12 protein-coding genes and 1 riboswitch are annotated in these 16,799 nt (G+C 41.4%); of the genes, 6 read left to right on the forward strand and 6 right to left on the reverse strand.

Features of this window, described 5'->3' with window-relative positions; genetic code table 11:
- Positions 1-64 precede the first annotated feature (64 nt).
- The 5 genes from C4S61_RS08775 to aceK all read right to left on the reverse strand — a co-directional run bounded on the left by C4S61_RS08775 (position 65) and on the right by aceK (position 6,885).
- Entirely contained in the window at positions 65-1,138 is a 1,074-nt protein-coding gene (locus tag C4S61_RS08775; RefSeq protein ID WP_200820555.1) for a DNA adenine methylase, read from the reverse strand.
- Between the two features lie 98 nt (positions 1,139-1,236).
- Positions 1,237-2,451 carry an ATP-grasp domain-containing protein gene (locus tag C4S61_RS08780; protein WP_103924419.1) on the reverse strand — a complete coding sequence of 405 codons (1,215 nt, stop codon included), beginning with the start codon at positions 2,449-2,451 and terminating at the stop codon, positions 1,237-1,239.
- Positions 2,452-2,519: 68 nt separating this feature from the next.
- Positions 2,520-3,941, reverse strand: coding sequence for a leucyl aminopeptidase family protein (locus tag C4S61_RS08785; protein ID WP_103924420.1), 1,422 nt, complete (start codon positions 3,939-3,941; stop codon positions 2,520-2,522).
- 17 nt (positions 3,942-3,958) lie between these two features.
- The gene (locus C4S61_RS08790; protein ID WP_103924421.1) at positions 3,959-5,083 is read right to left on the reverse strand and encodes an alpha/beta hydrolase; all 1,125 of its coding nucleotides are present in this window, start codon (positions 5,081-5,083) and stop codon (positions 3,959-3,961) included.
- A gap of 77 nt (positions 5,084-5,160) precedes the next feature.
- A complete protein-coding gene (gene aceK, locus C4S61_RS08795) occupies positions 5,161-6,885 on the reverse strand; it encodes a bifunctional isocitrate dehydrogenase kinase/phosphatase (RefSeq protein ID WP_103924422.1) in 1,725 nt (574 codons plus the stop codon).
- A 536-nt stretch (positions 6,886-7,421) separates the two neighbouring features.
- Between aceK and C4S61_RS08800 the strand changes: the two genes are divergently transcribed.
- From C4S61_RS08800 to C4S61_RS08815, 4 genes are all read left to right on the forward strand, one after another.
- Positions 7,422-8,099 carry a hypothetical protein gene (locus C4S61_RS08800; RefSeq protein ID WP_103924423.1) on the forward strand — a complete coding sequence of 226 codons (678 nt, stop codon included), beginning with the start codon at positions 7,422-7,424 and terminating at the stop codon, positions 8,097-8,099.
- 79 nt (positions 8,100-8,178) lie between these two features.
- A complete protein-coding gene (locus tag C4S61_RS08805) occupies positions 8,179-8,739 on the forward strand; it encodes an NUDIX hydrolase (protein ID WP_235009895.1) in 561 nt (186 codons plus the stop codon).
- Positions 8,740-8,793: 54 nt separating this feature from the next.
- Entirely contained in the window at positions 8,794-10,047 is a 1,254-nt protein-coding gene (locus C4S61_RS08810; RefSeq protein ID WP_103924425.1) for a DUF819 family protein, read from the forward strand.
- Positions 10,047-10,289 (forward strand): (2Fe-2S) ferredoxin domain-containing protein, encoded by a 243-nt coding sequence (locus tag C4S61_RS08815; RefSeq protein ID WP_103924426.1) that lies wholly within the window; start codon positions 10,047-10,049, stop codon positions 10,287-10,289. The genes C4S61_RS08810 and C4S61_RS08815 overlap by 1 nt, the downstream gene beginning before the upstream one ends.
- A gap of 20 nt (positions 10,290-10,309) precedes the next feature.
- Here C4S61_RS08815 and C4S61_RS08820 read toward each other — a convergent pair whose 3' ends face one another.
- Positions 10,310-10,630 (reverse strand): YbjQ family protein, encoded by a 321-nt coding sequence (locus C4S61_RS08820; RefSeq protein WP_103924427.1) that lies wholly within the window; start codon positions 10,628-10,630, stop codon positions 10,310-10,312.
- 227 nt (positions 10,631-10,857) lie between these two features.
- On the opposite strand from C4S61_RS08820, the gene C4S61_RS08825 reads away from it, so the two are divergent.
- Both C4S61_RS08825 and C4S61_RS08830 read left to right on the forward strand, forming a co-directional pair.
- The gene (locus tag C4S61_RS08825) at positions 10,858-15,183 is read left to right on the forward strand and encodes a PAS domain S-box protein (protein WP_103924428.1); all 4,326 of its coding nucleotides are present in this window, start codon (positions 10,858-10,860) and stop codon (positions 15,181-15,183) included.
- Positions 15,184-15,238: 55 nt separating this feature from the next.
- The gene (locus C4S61_RS08830) at positions 15,239-16,555 is read left to right on the forward strand and encodes a hypothetical protein (RefSeq protein WP_200820556.1); all 1,317 of its coding nucleotides are present in this window, start codon (positions 15,239-15,241) and stop codon (positions 16,553-16,555) included.
- A gap of 88 nt (positions 16,556-16,643) precedes the next feature.
- Positions 16,644-16,744, forward strand: a riboswitch (SAM riboswitch).
- Positions 16,745-16,799: the final 55 nt, after the last annotated feature.

Consider the following 16,799-nt stretch of genomic DNA (forward strand, 5'->3'; position numbering starts at 1 on the left):
TCACTTTTAACTTCTCCTAAACTTTCAATCAACTGGGTTTTGGTTTGTTTATGTCTGATCATATTTAATCTCTACCAATAATTAAATACTCCATTACGTTTGACCGTAAAGCCGTTGCATGATTACCAAAATGGTATCTGTGAGGTTTGGATTTTATTTCAACATTTGATTTTTCATTTTTCATTAAGGATACCAAAGTCTCTAAATCCGGGAATGCATTGGATGAGTATGATAATACCAAAGTGCTTTCTGAAAATTGATCAAACAAGGATTCAAAGGCTTGAATAGCAGTCTTTTTGTATGAAAAGGGAGTGAATTTTTTTTGAATTTTTTTCACTTTTGTTTCTTTCATTATTTTTTCACCATGCCAGTATTTGGATAATCCTTCAAGGAAATGATATCTTTTCACATAGCAATTATCATCTGAAGGTGGTACATAGGGCGGATCAAAATATACCAAATCTGGACTTAAATTAGGATTCTTTAATTCAAAAATATTTTCATTGTAAGAAACATTTCTTTTAGAATTATCAAAAATAACTTTGTTGTTGAGTTTTGTTTGTTCTAAAAAATGCTCTTTTAATGATAATTTTAAATCCCTCCTTCCATCGTCATACTTTTCCAGATTTCCAGATATTGTAAAAACACCTCTTGGTTGCTTTTTTAGGCAAGATCTAAATAATGCAGTCAAGGCTAAGGCTTTTTTATATGGAGACGTTAGCTCTGAAATATTTTGGCTTATTTTATCTAAAAAGATTAATTCATCCCTAGTAAAGAAAATATTTTCAAATGTGGTCTCTATGAAATTATCTGATTTCACTTCTAAATTCAACAGGAAATCAATATCACTTTTTTCAATTAAGGTCGAATTGTTTTCGACTAATGCTTTTGTAATAGTAGCTGAAAATGTCAAAAAATCGTTCGAATGAACCTCCTTACCCATAGATTTAAGTAAGTAAGAAACTACGCCAGAGCCTGAAAATGCGTCCAATGCGGAATCGAATTCTAATTCACTAAATGTTTCATGTAACCAAGGAATTAGCTTATACTTACTTCCCATATACCTCATCAACGGGAATATTTCCATTCTTTTCATTGCTTTTGGCTCTAATAACAAAGGGAAGGTTAGTTGTTTCATTTTTTATTTAAATGTAAGGCTTTAATTTTTTTTGAGTTCAATTCCTTGAGATTTGGTCATTATTTGTCGGATTTAGAAATAAGTCTATCGAAATAAAATCAATGAAACTTCTTCAACTCAGGTGCATCTGCGCTGGTAGATAGATCCCTTGCAAATCGCTCTGCGTAGCTGTCCAATAAGTCCAATACACGTTTTTGCTTTGGAGATTTCACAATCAGACCGGCATGGTAATCCAATGGTACTCTGAAGCAAACTTCGGGATCATCGAACGGACTGAGGTCAGGGTGCTGATATTTGGAAAGGGTGAGTACGATTCCGGCGTAGTTTTTGGCTACCTTGGGTAGGGTGTATTTTTCGTTTTTTGCTACGGCATTTTCAATCTTCGCCCATTCTTCCCAGAGATTGATGTCTGTAGCTGCCTCGACCATTTCCGCCAAATGTGCCCCGCCTACGCGTGAGGCGGTTTCCAAAAAGTAGATCTCCCCGTCTTCCCGGCATTTGATAAACTCCGTATGAGAAGCCCCATGCTGGAGACCGAAGGCGTTCATGATGGCTTCATTTACCTTTTTGATAGCTTTGTCATCCTCTGAGCCGTATTCGATATTGGCAGACCGGAAAATCCCTCCTCCTTGAGAGATTTCCATCGGAGTCGTCAAATACTTCGAAACGGTCAAAAACAAGGTCTTTCCGCCCAATTGAAGCCCATCTGCATGATACACATCACCGGGCTTGAATTGCTCCACCAGGTAGTAAATCCTGTTTTCTCCCAATTCATCAATGTGCTTCCAGAGATCTCCCTTGGTATGTACTTTGATGATTCCATTAGCAGAAGCTTCTGATCGAGGCTTCAAAACCCAAGGAGCCTGTACCGTATCAGCGAACCGATTGATTTCTTCGTTATTGAAAAGTGGCGCGAAAGGAGGGACGCGGATTCCGGCATCTTTTGCCCGCATTCGCATGGCAAGTTTGTCCCGAAAATACCGTCCCGTAGTCTGCCCCATTCCAGGGATACGGAGGTTTTCTCTGAGGAAGGCTGCCTTTTCCACATCATAATCGTCCAATGAAATGATGGCCTCGATCTTGTGATCTTTCATCAATCCCCCGACCCCCTTCAGTAGCAGATCCATGTCCCAATCCAAATCCTGACCCGGCATGTAGAATACCTCGTCGATGTACTCAAAGGCCCAGGGCTTTTCCCTCAGTTTCTCTGTAGTGATGAGGAAAACCTTGTTTCCTTGTTTTTTGAGTGCGGTCAGAAAAGCATTTCCTTTGAAATAGTTAGAAATACAGAGAAAAGTTTTGGAGGAGTTCATGAAGAATGGCTTTGATTTTCAAAAAGTGAAAAAAATTCCGACAAATCGGAAGACTTGTCGGATAAATTTTAAAGTTGATTTTCCAGGTAACGCAAGAGAAGACTAACGCCGTATGCTGTCCCGGTTTTAGTTTTCGAAAACTCACTGTCTCCAAATGCTACTCCGGCTATGTCTAAATGTGCCCAGGCCGGATGCTCATGAATAAATGCCTGAAGAAATTTGGCAGCGGTGATTGCTCCTGCAAACGGTTTTCCATTAAAATTTTTAATATCCGCTATCTCGGATTCCATCTCTTTCCCATAAGTCTCCCACAGCGGCAGGGGCCAGGATTTCTCTCCGATTTCCTCTCCAGCCTGTTGGAGTCCATGGGAAAGGTTTCCATCATTACTGAATAATGCGGCACATTCATAACCAAAAGTTCCGATGCTGTTTCCTGTCAACGTGGCCAGGTCAATGACTTGGTCTACGTTGTAGTTTTTGATTAGGTATGAAAGTCCATCCGCCACGATCAACCGACCCTCAGCATCGGTATCAATGACTTCGATAGACAATCCGGCGTGACTTCCAATTACCTCGGAAGGCAAGTAGGCGTCTTTATCGATCGCATTTTCCAAAGCAGGCACTATGACAGTAAGGTTCACGGGCAATTCCAGTTCGGCAACAACTTGCGCAGTTGCCAAAACTGCTGCGGCCCCGCCCATATCGGATTTCATGTAGTGCATTCCCTGAGTTTTTACATTCAGCCCGCCGGTGTCAAAAGTCACCCCTTTACCCACAAGTCCAAGGTGGAGTTTGGCTTTTGGCTGACGGTACTCCAGTATGATGAATTTGGGGTCTTTTGCCGAAGCTCTACCAACCGCCAAAAAAGCATCCAAACCCTCCGATTTTGCTTTTTTTACATCAAACACCTTTACCTCCAGCGTTGATTTCTTCCCAAGATTTTTTGCCCAGTCACCCAGGTATTCTGGCGTGATTTTATTGGGAGGAAGATCTACCAATTTGAAAGCTTCCATCTTGGCTTGAGCGATTTTTTGGGCCCGATCCGCCAAAGATTTAGCTTTATCAATTGTCATGGAAACTTCCACTTTAAGCTTGGAGTAATCTTTTGCTTTTTCTTTTTTGTAAAAGCCAAGGGAATATGCACCAAGTTGAAAACCAACTAATGCAGCTTCGATCTGTTCCCGGGAAAAAGAATCCGGAAAGTCAATCAAAACTTCCTTCTCAACCAATTCGGAACTTTTGGCTAAAACTCTTCTAAATGAAGTTTCCATGGTTTTGTAATCAGGATCTTCACCAAGACCGAGAAGTAGGACCACTTGACTTTCGATTGCCAGAGAGTAGTTGGTGTCTTTTTTTCCCGAAAACAGGTTTTTGGAAAGGCTTATATTCCCAAGCTTGTCTGAAATTAGTCCTTCAGCATTACCTTGAAGGACAGGGATAACTCTCAAAGCTGTTGTCGAGAGATTTTTTGGATTAATTTTGAATTGCATAGTTGTGTAGGAAGTTTTTATTCCTTTTTGTCATTGAAAAACAGCCATTCGATGGCTTTTGGGAATTCATCACCCCAATAGGATTCGTTGTGTTTACCCTGTTCGTTGATGGAAAGATGTACTTTCATCTTCCCTTCCAGGCTTTCTCGCTTGAGGAGTCGCTTTCGGAGTTTGGTCACGTGATTGACCATGGTTTCGCTTTCGTCACCACCCGCATAGAGGTAGATTCGGGTTTCCTGCGGTTCAAAAAAATCAAAAAAGCCGAGTTTGATCTTTGGGATCACCCAAAGGGAGGGGGAGAAGACCATCAGTTTTCCAAAAACTTCAGGATAAATCAACCCGGAAAAGATGCTGACCAATCCACCCATCGAGCTGCCTCCGATACCGGTGTGCTCCCGATTCGGATTGGTGCGGAAGGTTTTGTCGACAAAAGGCTTTAGGGTATCGGTGATGAATCGAATGTATTGTTTGCCGTTTCCTTGTCCCAGTAGTGTTTTACCTACATTATATTCAATCAACCGCTCTTTTTCTCCATGTTCTACTGCGATGACAATGATTTTGCCAATGCCATAGTCAGACATGACTGCCAGCTTTTTATCGATTTGCCAGTTACCGAATTCCGCATTTTCGTTGAAAAGATTTTGAGCGTCATGGAGGTAGAGAACGGGGTAGTTTTCGGTGCTCGTATCGTAATCGTGCGGCAGTAGTGCCCAGATTTTCCGTGTTTTGTTCAGCTGGGGAATCTCAAATTCCTCGGAAATCAAATGGATTTTTGGAAGCTGAGAGGGGCGATAAGGAAGCCAGTTTTTTCTCCATTTTGCCACTTTCTCCAGCTTGACAGCCTTGTCATCATTCCAATGACGGTTTGGCGTACGGTTGCCATAGCGATCGATTTCCACTTCTGACCAGTCTCCTTTGGTGAATTTGTAAATCAGTTCTCCCTCAAATTTGGGTTCTTCCGGAAAATTGAATTCATACTTCCCGGTTTCGAGCTTTTTCATGCGGAAATTAAAATCCTGTGTCGCCCAATTGTTGAAGTTGCCGGAAATGTAAACGGGCCTGTCGTCGTCATCCGGAGTTTGAAGGACGATTTTTTTAGTAAGAGTAGGTTTGGCTGGAGACCTTGAGACTTCTGAAATCATGGGTTGAGGATACGAATTGGGTTAACCCGATTAGTCAAAAATAAGCGTTGTACTGCTAAGAATGAAACGTTGTTTTGCTATACAGCCTCCTCCGGTCGAAATCGAATCTCATCAGGATAGGGAAAAGCATGGATCAACTCACCTTTTTGGATTCGTTCCTTTAAGGAATTCCAAAAGGCAGGATCAAACAAATCTTGGTGATAGCTCAAAAAATGAGGCTTTAGATCTGCCCTTCCTATCATCCATCTCCTGAAATCTTCAGGAAAGACATCATTCTTCCTGATTTCATACCAAGGTTCTGAAGCATAGATCTGCTCATAATTTTCCGGCTTGGGTTTTTCCCGAAAATTCATGTCTTCCAGAAACTCAATTTCATCGTAATCATAAAAAATGACTCGTTTTTGTCGTGTCAAACCAAAGTTTTTGGTCATCATATCTCCAGGAAAAATATTGGCCTGAGCCAATTGAAGGATGGCTCGTCCATAGTCTTCCACGGCCCGCTTACCTTCTTCCACAGTACAGGATTCAAGAAAAATATTGAGTGGAATCATCTTTCGTTCGGTGTATAAATGTTTGATTATCAGGTAATTTTTATTTATCTGTAAAAGTGAATTGGTAGTGTTTCTGAGTTCTTTCATCAGTTCAGAACTTATCCGATCTAGTGGAATTTTGAAATATTCAAATTCATGCGTATCGGCCATTCTGCCCACCCGATCATGAAGTGAGACCAGTTTGTATTTTTCTCTGACTTCCTGCCGGGTCATGCTTTTGGGTGGTTCGAAGTGATCTTTGATCAGCTTGAAAACAATATTTAGAGACGGAAGTGTGAATACCGTCATCACCATTCCTTTTATTCCAGGTGCCACTACAAATTCGTCTGAACTGTTTTCCAGGTGATTTAGGAAATCCCGGTAAAAGAGTGTTTTACCATGCTTGTTGAAGCCTATGGCATTGTAGAGTTCATGGATTTTTTTGTGTGGAATCACTGAGCTCAGAAAACCGATAATCTGTGAAGGCACTTCTGCTTCGACCATAAAATAGGAACGGGTGAAGCTGAATAAGTGACTCATTAAATTGGGGTCAAAAATCAGTGTGTCGACAAAGATTCCTTTCGGGCCATTCATGAATGGAATGATAAATGGCATCCATTTTTTACCGACAAAAGTCCTTCCGATCAGATAAGCTGCCTTATTCCGGTAAAAGACGGGTTTTAAAAGTTGGGTTTTCGTGCCTACTTCCACTTGGTAACGGGTAAGAATGACTTTTTTGACTCCCTCTACCAAGAATTCCACATCCTTTTCCTTATCCATAAAATCTCCTCCAAAATCGTAATCTTCAAGGATTCTCCGGATGATCTGTTCCAAACCTAAGGAAGCAGGATAGGTGTTTAGAATTTCCGAGCTCTCATGGATCGAAAAAAAATTATCCTCCTCGGTCACGTACATCAGATCCTCATCGAGTGGATTATTGGGAAAAGTTTTTCTGAAAATCGAATTGAAAAAAGTTTCCGCCAATTCTGCATCTGGACGTCCAGTGATCATTTGACGGTATTCCTTTTTGATCAAACTCCAAATGGTACGATTTGACGAATCAGAACCTAAGATTTCCTGAAAAGATTTAGCCAGTTGGAATAAAATATCCTTGTATAACCTAAGTCGCTGTCTGTGGTTCACCTGAGTGGCCTGCCAATTTCTTTGGGCGAAATAAATTGGGGCAAGCCGGGTATAGGAATTAAAAGCTTCGATGTAGCTAAGGTATCCTTCAAAGAGTTTTTCGGCGATAGGCAGTGCGCGCTGTGACATAGGTTTAAGCAAGATGAATTTTCTCAGAAATTTTTTTCAAATAAAATTTAAAAAGCACTTGATTTTCTGTGATTTATAAATGGAAAATTATGACCGAATAAAATTTTGAATATTTTTCGCAATCGATTGTTTGGAGGGAATGAAAACATTTTATACTTTTCGAAGGTATTCATGAATTGAATATCTACAATAGGTTTAATAGGTTTGAGAGCAGGAAAAGGCCGGGATATTATCCAGGCCTTTTTTTTAATTTTAGCCAGATTCCATTTCTATTAAATCATAATCTGATGATACGCTATTCTCCCAGTAGACGAATATACCCTTGATTTTGGGCTGGGAGACCGAAGTCGGTAGACCGAAGAAGTCCAAGAATTGGCATTCACTAGTTCATTAGAACTTAGAAGTAAGCTACTGGCAAAGTTCCGAATATCCGTAAATCTTAATGAACGCAATGCGGTTTTTCTTTTCAATCCAATTTTACGAATCCGTTTGATTTTTCGATCACTTCACTTAGCTTCAACGTTCAAATTTTCGCTATGAATGTGTCTAAGAAAGTGAAATTCCAAGTTTGGGCTGGAATGCTATTTTTTTTACTTGCCTGTGAATCTTCGGAATCCACCAAAACGGAGATTTCCAAGGAATTGACTCCGGACGAAGGAAAATTGGAAGTCATGCGCAATCAAATTAATCTTGGAATAGCCCAAAATTCAGGCTGGCAAAAACACTGGGCGACACACTTAGGAATTTTTGATGCGGCTAATTTTGAGTTGGTATTGAACGATTCCATAGATCCGATGGAAATGCCGGAGAAGAATCCGATTTTGCCTCAGGATCCACTTTTTCCCTATCAATTTCCTCATCCCGAAGACAATGGTACGATAGACATTTATTCCTATAAAGTAGAGGCTCAGGAGAGCTTGGACCGCCCTTATTTAAATCCGGATTCAGAGGTGATCTGGTATCGGTCGGATGGGATGAAGGAGCGTTTGCTTTTTATGGGACCTTCCGGAGTTTTTGAGGAAGGAATGTGGCTGAATGCTGCCGAATTCATGGTTTTGGGGTTTTTTCAGGAAGAAGAAGGCTTTAGACCGATGATCTGGATCATCAATATTGAAAATCACATTTTTAGCCAGTTCAAATTGGATCAGGTAGTCATAGATTATAAACAGGAGTCCTACTTGGATGCCAAGCTCAAGACGGTGGATTTGATCTAAAATGGAATTTGATATTCTTATTCGGCGACTTGAGCAAGAATTACAATCCCCTCTTCCCGGAAAACGAGCTCATTTACTGATGTCACCAATTCCGATTGACATCAGGCGTTTTGAGCCAGTTCTACCGGCAGATCATCGCAAAAGTGGTGTGCTGATTTTGTTTTATCCCGATGAAAGGGGAGCGTTTTTCCCATTGATCAAACGACCGGAATACGTCGGTTTTCATAGTGGTCAAGTGGCATTTCCGGGAGGTAAAATGGAATTAAGTGATGCGGATATCATTCAGACGGCACTTCGGGAAGCTGAAGAAGAAGTAGGAGTGGATCGAGACCAAGTTCGGGTCTTGGGCAGATTAAGTGACTTATACATCCCGACGAGCAATTTTCTGGTCAGTCCGGTGGTGGGGTTTTTGGAAAAAAGACCGGAATTCATTCCTGAGGCCAACGAAGTCTCCAGAATCATCCCGACTGCGGTGCCGTTGCTTTTCAATCCGGAAATAAAAAAGAGAAAGATGCTGACAATAGGTAAAAGCATGAATTTGGATGCACCCTATTTTGAGATTGATGGTGAGATCGTATGGGGAGCGACAGCGATGATTTTAAGCGAATTAATTCAGATTCTTTACCCGAGGATGAAGTGATTGGTCTTTTTGGGCTTTTGGTCGTATCGTTGTACTTCAAACAGATAATCCGGAATGGAAGAAAGTGCTCCTTTGTTTACTAATGACGCAGTAGTTTTTGGCTTACTTATGGCAACCCTGGCATTGGTGTTTGCCACTTCAGCCAGCAAAAAACCATTCTGGGTTAAATTTTACACTTATGTACCCACAGTGTTGTTGTGTTACTTTATCCCCGCAGTTTTTAATTCCTTGGGATTGATTTCGGGCGAATCTTCCGGGTTGTATAAAGTGGCCTCGAGGTATCTTTTGCCCGCTTCTTTAGTATTGTTTACACTTAGCATTGATTTAAAGGGTATTCTTAAACTAGGTCCCAAAGCCCTTACCATGTTTTTGGCGGGTACAGTGGGAATCATGCTTGGGGGGCCATTGGCTTTGTTGACAGTCGGCTTCCTGTTTCCTGACATTTATTCGGGTACAGGTCCGGATGAGATCTGGCGGGGATTGTCTACCATATCCGGAAGTTGGATAGGTGGAGGAGCAAATCAGACAGCCATGTTGGAAGTTTTCGGAGCAAGTCCGACGCTTTTCGGGCAAATGATCGCAGTAGATGTTTTGGTAGCCAATCTTTGGATGGCTTTTCTACTCTACTGGGCGGCCAATTCTGAAAAATTGGATAAGCTACTCAAGTCCGATACGTCTGCCATTTATGAACTTCGAGACAGAATAGCCAAACACCGGGAGGGAATCATGAAAATTCCAAGCCTGGGTGACACCATGTTGATCTTAGGTTTTGGATTCGGGGTTACAGGTTTTTCCCATTTGTGTGCGGATTTTTTGGCGCTGTGGTTTGAAACAAATTATCCTAATCTGAATCAATACTCGCTCAATTCAGCATTTTTTTGGATCGTAGTCATTGCGACCACGGCAGGGCTGATTCTTTCATTTACGAAAGCGCGAAACCTCGAAGGCGCAGGAGCTTCGCGGATGGGAAGTGTCTTACTGTATGTATTGGTAGCCACGATCGGTATGCAAATGGACTTGGGTGCCGTGCTGGATAATCCGATTTTCTTTTTGATTGGGATTGTATGGATGATTTTCCACATCCTCATCATGTCATTGGTGGCTTTTGCAATCAAAGCACCATTCTTCTACGTAGCAGTGGGTTCCCAAGCCAATGTAGGAGGAGCAGCTTCTGCACCCATCGTGGCTTCTGCTTTTGATCCTTCACTTGCTCCTGTAGGGGTTTTATTAGCAGTCTTGGGTTATGCCTTGGGCACTTATGGAGCCTATTTGACCGGTTTGATGATGCAGGCTATTTCTGGAATGTGATGCGGTACAATCGAAAATTGGTATTTATCTGTGAGGGATCGGATTGTAAAAAAGCCGGTTCCAAAAAAATCCGAAAAGAGCTCAAAGAAGCGGCTACAGAAGGTTCACTAAAAGGACATTGCAAATTTTTCCAGACTAAATGTATGGATATGTGTAAGTCAGCTCCGGTAGTAATTGTGGAAAATCATTTTTGTAAAAATGCAGATACCAAAATGATCATGGAGCAAATCAAAAAAGCCTGAGGATTTCAGGCCTTTTTGGATTACAGTTTGGTTATTTTTACAGCCGTTCCACTGACAGTTACCATCAGCATGCCTTCCCGGATTGTTTCGTAGTCCAAATCAATTCCTACGATCGCATTGGCACCGAATTGCCGCGCCTGCGCTTCCATTTCTGAGACCGCCGTGGCTTTTGCCTCGCGAAGTACCTGCTCGTAAGTAGAGGATCGCCCGCCCACGATATCAGTGATACTGGCAAAGAAGTCTTTGAAAATATTGGCACCGATGATTGTTTCACCTGAGACAATTCCAAGATATTGGTCAATTTGATAACCTTCCAGAGAAGGTGTGGTGGAAATGATCATAAAATTGGTCTTTAGTTGTTGTTATTTGAATTATAAATTCGTCACGGTTTTTTAACAGAAAATGTTTGACCTGATCTTGAAAAATAAAAGACAGGAATATGAGCTGGTGATCCTGGTTACTTGAAAAATAAAGGTAATCAAGGTTTGTGTTTAAGATTTTCTTTTCAAATATTACTGTCCGATTTGGTACAAACTGTTCGTTGTACTAAAAAATCTCGCGAAAATTCATGACCCATTTCCAGCAGTTTGATATTTCTGATTTTTTTAATGAAATCCAGGAACCGCTGTTTTTGATGGATTCTGAGGATATCCTGTTTTTCAATCGGTTCTTTTTGGAAAATTTCAATCCCATTTCAGATAATTGGAAACTATTTTTTGATTCTCCAGAACTTACCCGTGCACTGGATGATTTTTTCCGGACAGGATCAGTTCCTTCTCTTCGAATCAGCAAATCGCTGCTTTCAAAAGCAGGATCCCTACAGCAGTTTGACTGGGGATTTATCAATCTTCCGTCGAGTTATAATTCACGCTTTTTGATTGCAAAAGGGACGGAATCAAAAGGCGCAGTAACGAATAAAGCTACCCTCGGGCGATCAAAAGGGGAGGTGATTTCCGGGGAGTTGCGCTACATGCAGAGCATTCTGAACAACAGTCATGATATGATTGCCATTCTGGATAAGGATGGGAATTATAAGTTTATCAGTGACTCAGTGACTGAAAAATTGGGTTTCGTTCCAGCTGAGATAATCGGGAAGAATTTTCGTGACTTTGCTGCCTTAGGTTCAATTGAGATTGTCAAAGGGGATTTTTATGAAGCCCTACGGACTAAAGAAGAAGTTGCCATAGACTTCTGGGTGAAACTGCGGGATGGAAAACGGATTTATCTGGAAAGTTTCGCCAAAAATCTTCTTGATCACCCTCAGATCCATGGGATTATTTTCAGTTCAAGAGATGTGACCGAATATGTGCAGACCGAAAAATCACTGCAAAGAAGGTATGAAATTGAAAATCTGATCATTCATTTGTCAGCCCGAATCATAGGTGGGAATTTCAGTGAAATGGAATCCGAGTTTTTCGTAGGATTAGCCAGGTTTGGAGATTTTCTTGACGCCAGCCATGCTGAGATACTTGTTTTCAACAAAGAAACCGAAGTATTGGAGGCCTTGACTTCCTGGTCTTCCTCCAAGGTGGAAAACTCGAAACTTTTGCCTGACAACGACGAATTGAAATTGATTTTTGAAAATCAATCTTTTCTGGAAAAAGGAAAAGTAAGGCTGATAACCAGTGAAATAGGGCCTGACCGAGCAGTCAGGAGCTTAAAAAACTCCAGGATTTTGATTCCTATGATTTCCGGAAATAAACTACTGGGATTGATCCGCTTTGAATCAGGTCCTGCTGATTTCCCATTTGAGGAAAAAGAAATCCAGGTGCTCCGTCAATTGGGAGATGTTTTGGCAGGTTCCTATCTGGGAAGCCTGATGAATCGAAAAATAGAGCGGAATGAGAACCTGCTCACTCAGACCGAGATGCTATCCAAATCCGGCTCATGGAGGTACAGTACCTTCAAAAACCGGTTTTATTGCTCCGGTGGATTTGCCAATTTATTTGGTTTGGGCTCGAAGCCAATTTCAGAAGAATTCTCTTCCTTGATTTTTAGAATTGATAAACCTTTTAGATCCGAGTTTGTCAAAAATTTGAGAAAGGCAAGTAAAGAATTGTCCCGAACCTCGGGAGAGTTTACGATCTCGGACTCTTTGGGCAAAACGAAGCATCTCAGCTATGAAATAGAAGGGAAGCGGGAACTCTTTACACAGGGCTTGGAAGTCTATGGCTTTTGTACTGACATCACACATTTAAGAGCATCAGACAGCTATTTAAGGCTTCAGTCACAAATTTTGGCTCAGGTGAGTGACCCAATTTTGGTCACTAACTTAGAATTGGAGGTAATTTACCTCAATGAAGCCGCTATTCAACTTTGCTGTCCCGAAACTGCCAGAGATTATGAGGGGTTTTTGGGAGACTTAGTCACCATCTATTGGAATAGTGATGAAAAGCTAGTTGAAATTTGCCAAGATCTTCAGGTTGGCGAAGTGAAGAATCTGGTCCGAAATATCCAGACAAAGCATACCCATTATTCTCCGTTTGAAATCTCAATTCAGGCAATTCACGCAGAGGGGAAGGAGAAAATAGGTTATTCTGTGATTTTAAGAGGTCTGGAAGAAAAGCATAAATCAGAACAGATCGCCAAAAGGGCTCAGTTGATTGTGGAAAATAGTCCTGCGGTGCTTTTCAGGGTTGATCCCAATGACAATTATAAAATTCATTACATCTCCGAAAACATCAATTTATTCGGATATGATGCTTCTGATTTGGTCCAAAAGGGGACTTCTTTCCTGGATTTATTGCATCCTGAGGATAAGGATATTCTTTTGGAGTATTCGAAAAATAAATTGTTGAAAGTAGGAATACCCTCGTTTTCAGGGGAGTATCGGATCAGGACAAGTCTTGGAGAAATTGTCTGGGTAGAAGATCGAACCCGCGACATCTTCTCAGATTCCGGTGAAATTTTGCTGCATGAGGGATTATTTCAGGATATATCCGACCGCAAGAATCTCGAAATCTTAAAATCCCAACGCGACGAACAATACCGCGTCCTAGCTTCAAATATTCCCGAAACAAACATTTTCTTACTTGACAAGGAAAGGCGATATATCCTGGCTGAAGGTACCAACTTTGAGAAGTGGGGATTGAGACGGGAGGATTTTGAAGGCAAGAAACTCAGCGAATTTCAACTCACCCCCTACGAGGAAATTAATGCCATTTTGGATCGGGTGTATTTCAATCAAGAAATCGTGGTGTCCGAGTTTTTGTTCAATGAGAGACATTATAATCGTACCATTAGACCTATTGTAGAAAATGGTCAGGTAGAGTATGCGCTGAGTATAGTCAGAGACATTCAGGATGAATTTCAAGCCAAAAAGGATCTCCAACAGTCTGAAGAGAAATACCGACGCCTGGTGGAGGATTCAACGGAAATAATTTTCTCTCTTACAGAGGCATTTTTGCTTCATTATGTTTCTCCCAATGTTAAACAGTTCTTAGACTATGATTCGGAAGAGGTAATAGGACGGAGTATTTTTGATTTTATCAACCCGGATGATTTGGGTGTTTTCCAGGAAATGCTCGGAGAAGAGAAGGATTTTCTTGCTCAAAATCAGTTTCTTGAGTTCCGATTAAGGCATAAAAACGGGGAGTACCGGGTTTTCAGTTCCAATGGAAAATTAATCGAAGACAAGGAAGGGATTCATCGCTACTACACCGGAGTCGCCCGAGATATCTCTAAGCTCAAGGAGACCCAAAAAGAGCTACTTCTTGCAAAAGAAAAAGCGGAACAAGCCTCGCAAATCAAGTCACAGTTTTTGTCAGTGATGAGTCATGAGATTCGAACCCCCATGAATGCAGTCATTGGATTGGCTCACTTTCTCATGGAGGAGGATCCGAGACCAGACCAATTGGAAAACTTGAAGACGCTACAGTTTTCGGCAGAAAACCTCATGGCACTGATCAATGATATTCTTGATTATAACAAGATCGACTCAGGCAAGGTGGAGTTGGAGCTTGCTCCATTTGATATTCGCAATATCACCCACAGGATCGTTCATTCTCATAGTTTTCAGGCAAATGAAAAGTCGCTTAAAATTTCCTGTGAAATTGACGAAGCAATCCCCCAAACGCTGATCGGCGATTCACTTAGGATTGGTCAAATTGTAAATAATTTGGTGTCCAATGCAATCAAGTTTACCGAAACTGGATTTGTGAGGATTTCAATTTCCAGAGAATTTACGAATGGCAATCACACGGATATCAAGTTTGTATTTGAAGATACCGGAATTGGCATTCCGGAAAACAAGCGAAAATCCATCTTTGAGGCATTTACACAGGCATCTTCTTCCACAAGTCGCAAATACGGAGGTACCGGATTGGGCCTGGCTATTGTCAAGCGATTGGTTGAGCTTCAGGGTGGTGAAATCGAAGTCAGACCAAGAAAAGGGGGTGGAAGTATTTTTGAGTTTGTCATTTCGTATGAATTTGTGGACTCCAGGCAACTCGAAACAGATCGGGCAGGAAAATTGGCAAAGCATCGCTCACTGGAAAATACTTCAATCCTCGTGGCAGAGGACAATGCCGTAAATCAAATTTTGATTCGAAAATTCTTGACCAAATGGGCTGTGGGTAATTTGATTATTACTTCAGATGGTAAGCAAGCCTTGGAGCAGTTCAATTACGAAAACTTTGATTTGGTGCTCCTGGACCTTCAAATGCCTGAACTTGATGGCTTTGAAGTGGCAAAAGCAATCCGTAATCATCCTGATCCACAAAAATCTGCCATACCGATATTAGCCTTGACAGCCGCTTCTTTGAACGAAATAAAAGAAGAGATGAAAGCCAGTGGAATGAATGATTTTGTACCCAAACCATTCACTCCGGAACTACTATATGAGAAAATTCTGAAATATCTCAACCCAAAAGATCAAGTTAAAACTGAGGTTTAGCATTAATTTTGCCAAGGATAGCAAATCTTAACTGCAGCTTTTCAACCCGGATTAAATGACGCGAACCAGAGGGTACACTCTTCTTCTTTTTCTTTTGGTATTTCCATTCCTCCTTCAGGCGCAGGGATTGCTTAATAAGCGATCCTCCTTGTATGGATTTACGGGTGTTTCAGGAGCTAATCTCCGTCAGTTTAACGAAATGCTATCGCTCAGAGGACTTTCTCCTTTGCAAAACAGGTATCGTACTTATGGGATTGGTTATCAGGCTAGAATTAATGATTTTTTGGCTGGTCTTGAGCTTTCCCACCATCAAAGCAAAGCCAGTAACTTTGATGGATATGAGATCAGATACAGGACGACAAGAGCCCTGTTGAATGTCGGATACGCCCTGACAGAGGAGGGGAAATTCCAGTTGATACACTACATGTCACTGGGGGTAGGATATTTGAATTTTGAGATGCTTCCCTCCGAAAACACCCGGAATTTGGCGTTCTTTCTTCTCGAACCGGAAGAAGGTTTTATCCTTCGGGAAAATAATATTCATAAAGGCACACAATATTTTGGGGATTTTTTGACGGAAATTGGATTTCAGTTGAGCTATGATTTCGATTTGCCGGGTAGAAAAGAAGCCATCGAAATTCTGGCAAAATTCGGCTATTCTTTTAGTCCTTTTGAAGGCAAATGGCAAATGAACGGAATGTCTTTTGACAATACCCAATCCGGTGCTTTTTTAAGGTTGGGAGCAGGAATTTCGCTTCCGGACCGTAATTTCTTCTACAAAGATGCTTCCATCGGAATTTCACTTTTCCGGGGATTTCATTTTCGAAACCCGGATATCCTGAATGCAGAGCTTAAAAAATCTGGATATGTGCCATTCGATGGTAAACCTGCTAATGTGGGCATAAGAATCCTGGGTGAAACTGATGGGCTACTTTATGGAGTTGATGTGTTCAATTCAGCCTTGGAGGGAGGAGCCAATACTGGTAAAAGTCATTCGCTGAATAGCCTCAGAATCTATGGAAATGCAGGACTGAAATTTTTTCAGCTTAAAAATTTTGCAGTCGGATTACTGGCCGGAATCGGTTACGGAAATATTCGATACACGTTAACTCAAAACCAAAAACCGGATTTTCCCGAGCTATTTGAGCGAAGGAACTTTGATGGATACTTGCGAAATTCCGGTATGATGGCAAAGCCTGAAATAATCTTTGAATATGGAATACCCGTCACGAAACGGAATTTTTTCGACCTGGTCGTCAGCGCCTCCGCCGGTTATGAATTAGCCATGGGAAACTATCGTCTCGGTGAGCTCGGCATGAGCCGATATATGACTGGGCCTATGGTTGGATTGACTCTTGGAGTACGACCTTGATTAAGTTTTTATTAACTTTGGGTCAAAAAACCACCTGAATTTCAAATAATAGGTAAACTTTTTTATCGAAATGCTATTACCTTTGTACAGCTTATCGAGAAAGACTGAGGGAAGGGCCCTGCGACGTCTTAGCAACCTGTAAACAAGGTGCTAACTCCCATTCCGGGAATGACCGGGAACAGATGAGCGGACAAGTTACCTGTAACTCTTCTCCGTGTTTTGCTCGATTCGCTTTTTGATTTAA

Origin of the sequence: Algoriphagus boritolerans DSM 17298 = JCM 18970, assembly GCF_900108085.1 — a bacterium.
GTDB lineage: Bacteria > Bacteroidota > Bacteroidia > Cytophagales > Cyclobacteriaceae > Algoriphagus > Algoriphagus boritolerans.

Bases quoted from the DNA above. Each gene is read 5' to 3' on its own strand.
- C4S61_RS08775 (WP_200820555.1), bottom strand. From the start codon at position 1,138: ATGAAACAACTAACCTTCCCTTTGTTATTAGAGCCAAAAGCAATGAAA.
- C4S61_RS08780 (WP_103924419.1), bottom strand. From the start codon at position 2,451: ATGAACTCCTCCAAAACTTTTCTCTGTATTTCTAACTATTTCAAAGGA.
- C4S61_RS08785 (WP_103924420.1), bottom strand. From the start codon at position 3,941: ATGCAATTCAAAATTAATCCAAAAAATCTCTCGACAACAGCTTTGAGA.
- C4S61_RS08790 (WP_103924421.1), bottom strand. From the start codon at position 5,083: ATGATTTCAGAAGTCTCAAGGTCTCCAGCCAAACCTACTCTTACTAAA.
- aceK (WP_103924422.1), bottom strand. From the start codon at position 6,885: ATGTCACAGCGCGCACTGCCTATCGCCGAAAAACTCTTTGAAGGATAC.
- C4S61_RS08800 (WP_103924423.1), top strand. From the start codon at position 7,422: ATGAATGTGTCTAAGAAAGTGAAATTCCAAGTTTGGGCTGGAATGCTA.
- C4S61_RS08805 (WP_235009895.1), top strand. From the start codon at position 8,179: ATGTCACCAATTCCGATTGACATCAGGCGTTTTGAGCCAGTTCTACCG.
- C4S61_RS08810 (WP_103924425.1), top strand. From the start codon at position 8,794: ATGGAAGAAAGTGCTCCTTTGTTTACTAATGACGCAGTAGTTTTTGGC.
- C4S61_RS08815 (WP_103924426.1), top strand. From the start codon at position 10,047: ATGCGGTACAATCGAAAATTGGTATTTATCTGTGAGGGATCGGATTGT.
- C4S61_RS08820 (WP_103924427.1), bottom strand. From the start codon at position 10,630: ATGATCATTTCCACCACACCTTCTCTGGAAGGTTATCAAATTGACCAA.
- C4S61_RS08825 (WP_103924428.1), top strand. From the start codon at position 10,858: ATGACCCATTTCCAGCAGTTTGATATTTCTGATTTTTTTAATGAAATC.
- C4S61_RS08830 (WP_200820556.1), top strand. From the start codon at position 15,239: ATGACGCGAACCAGAGGGTACACTCTTCTTCTTTTTCTTTTGGTATTT.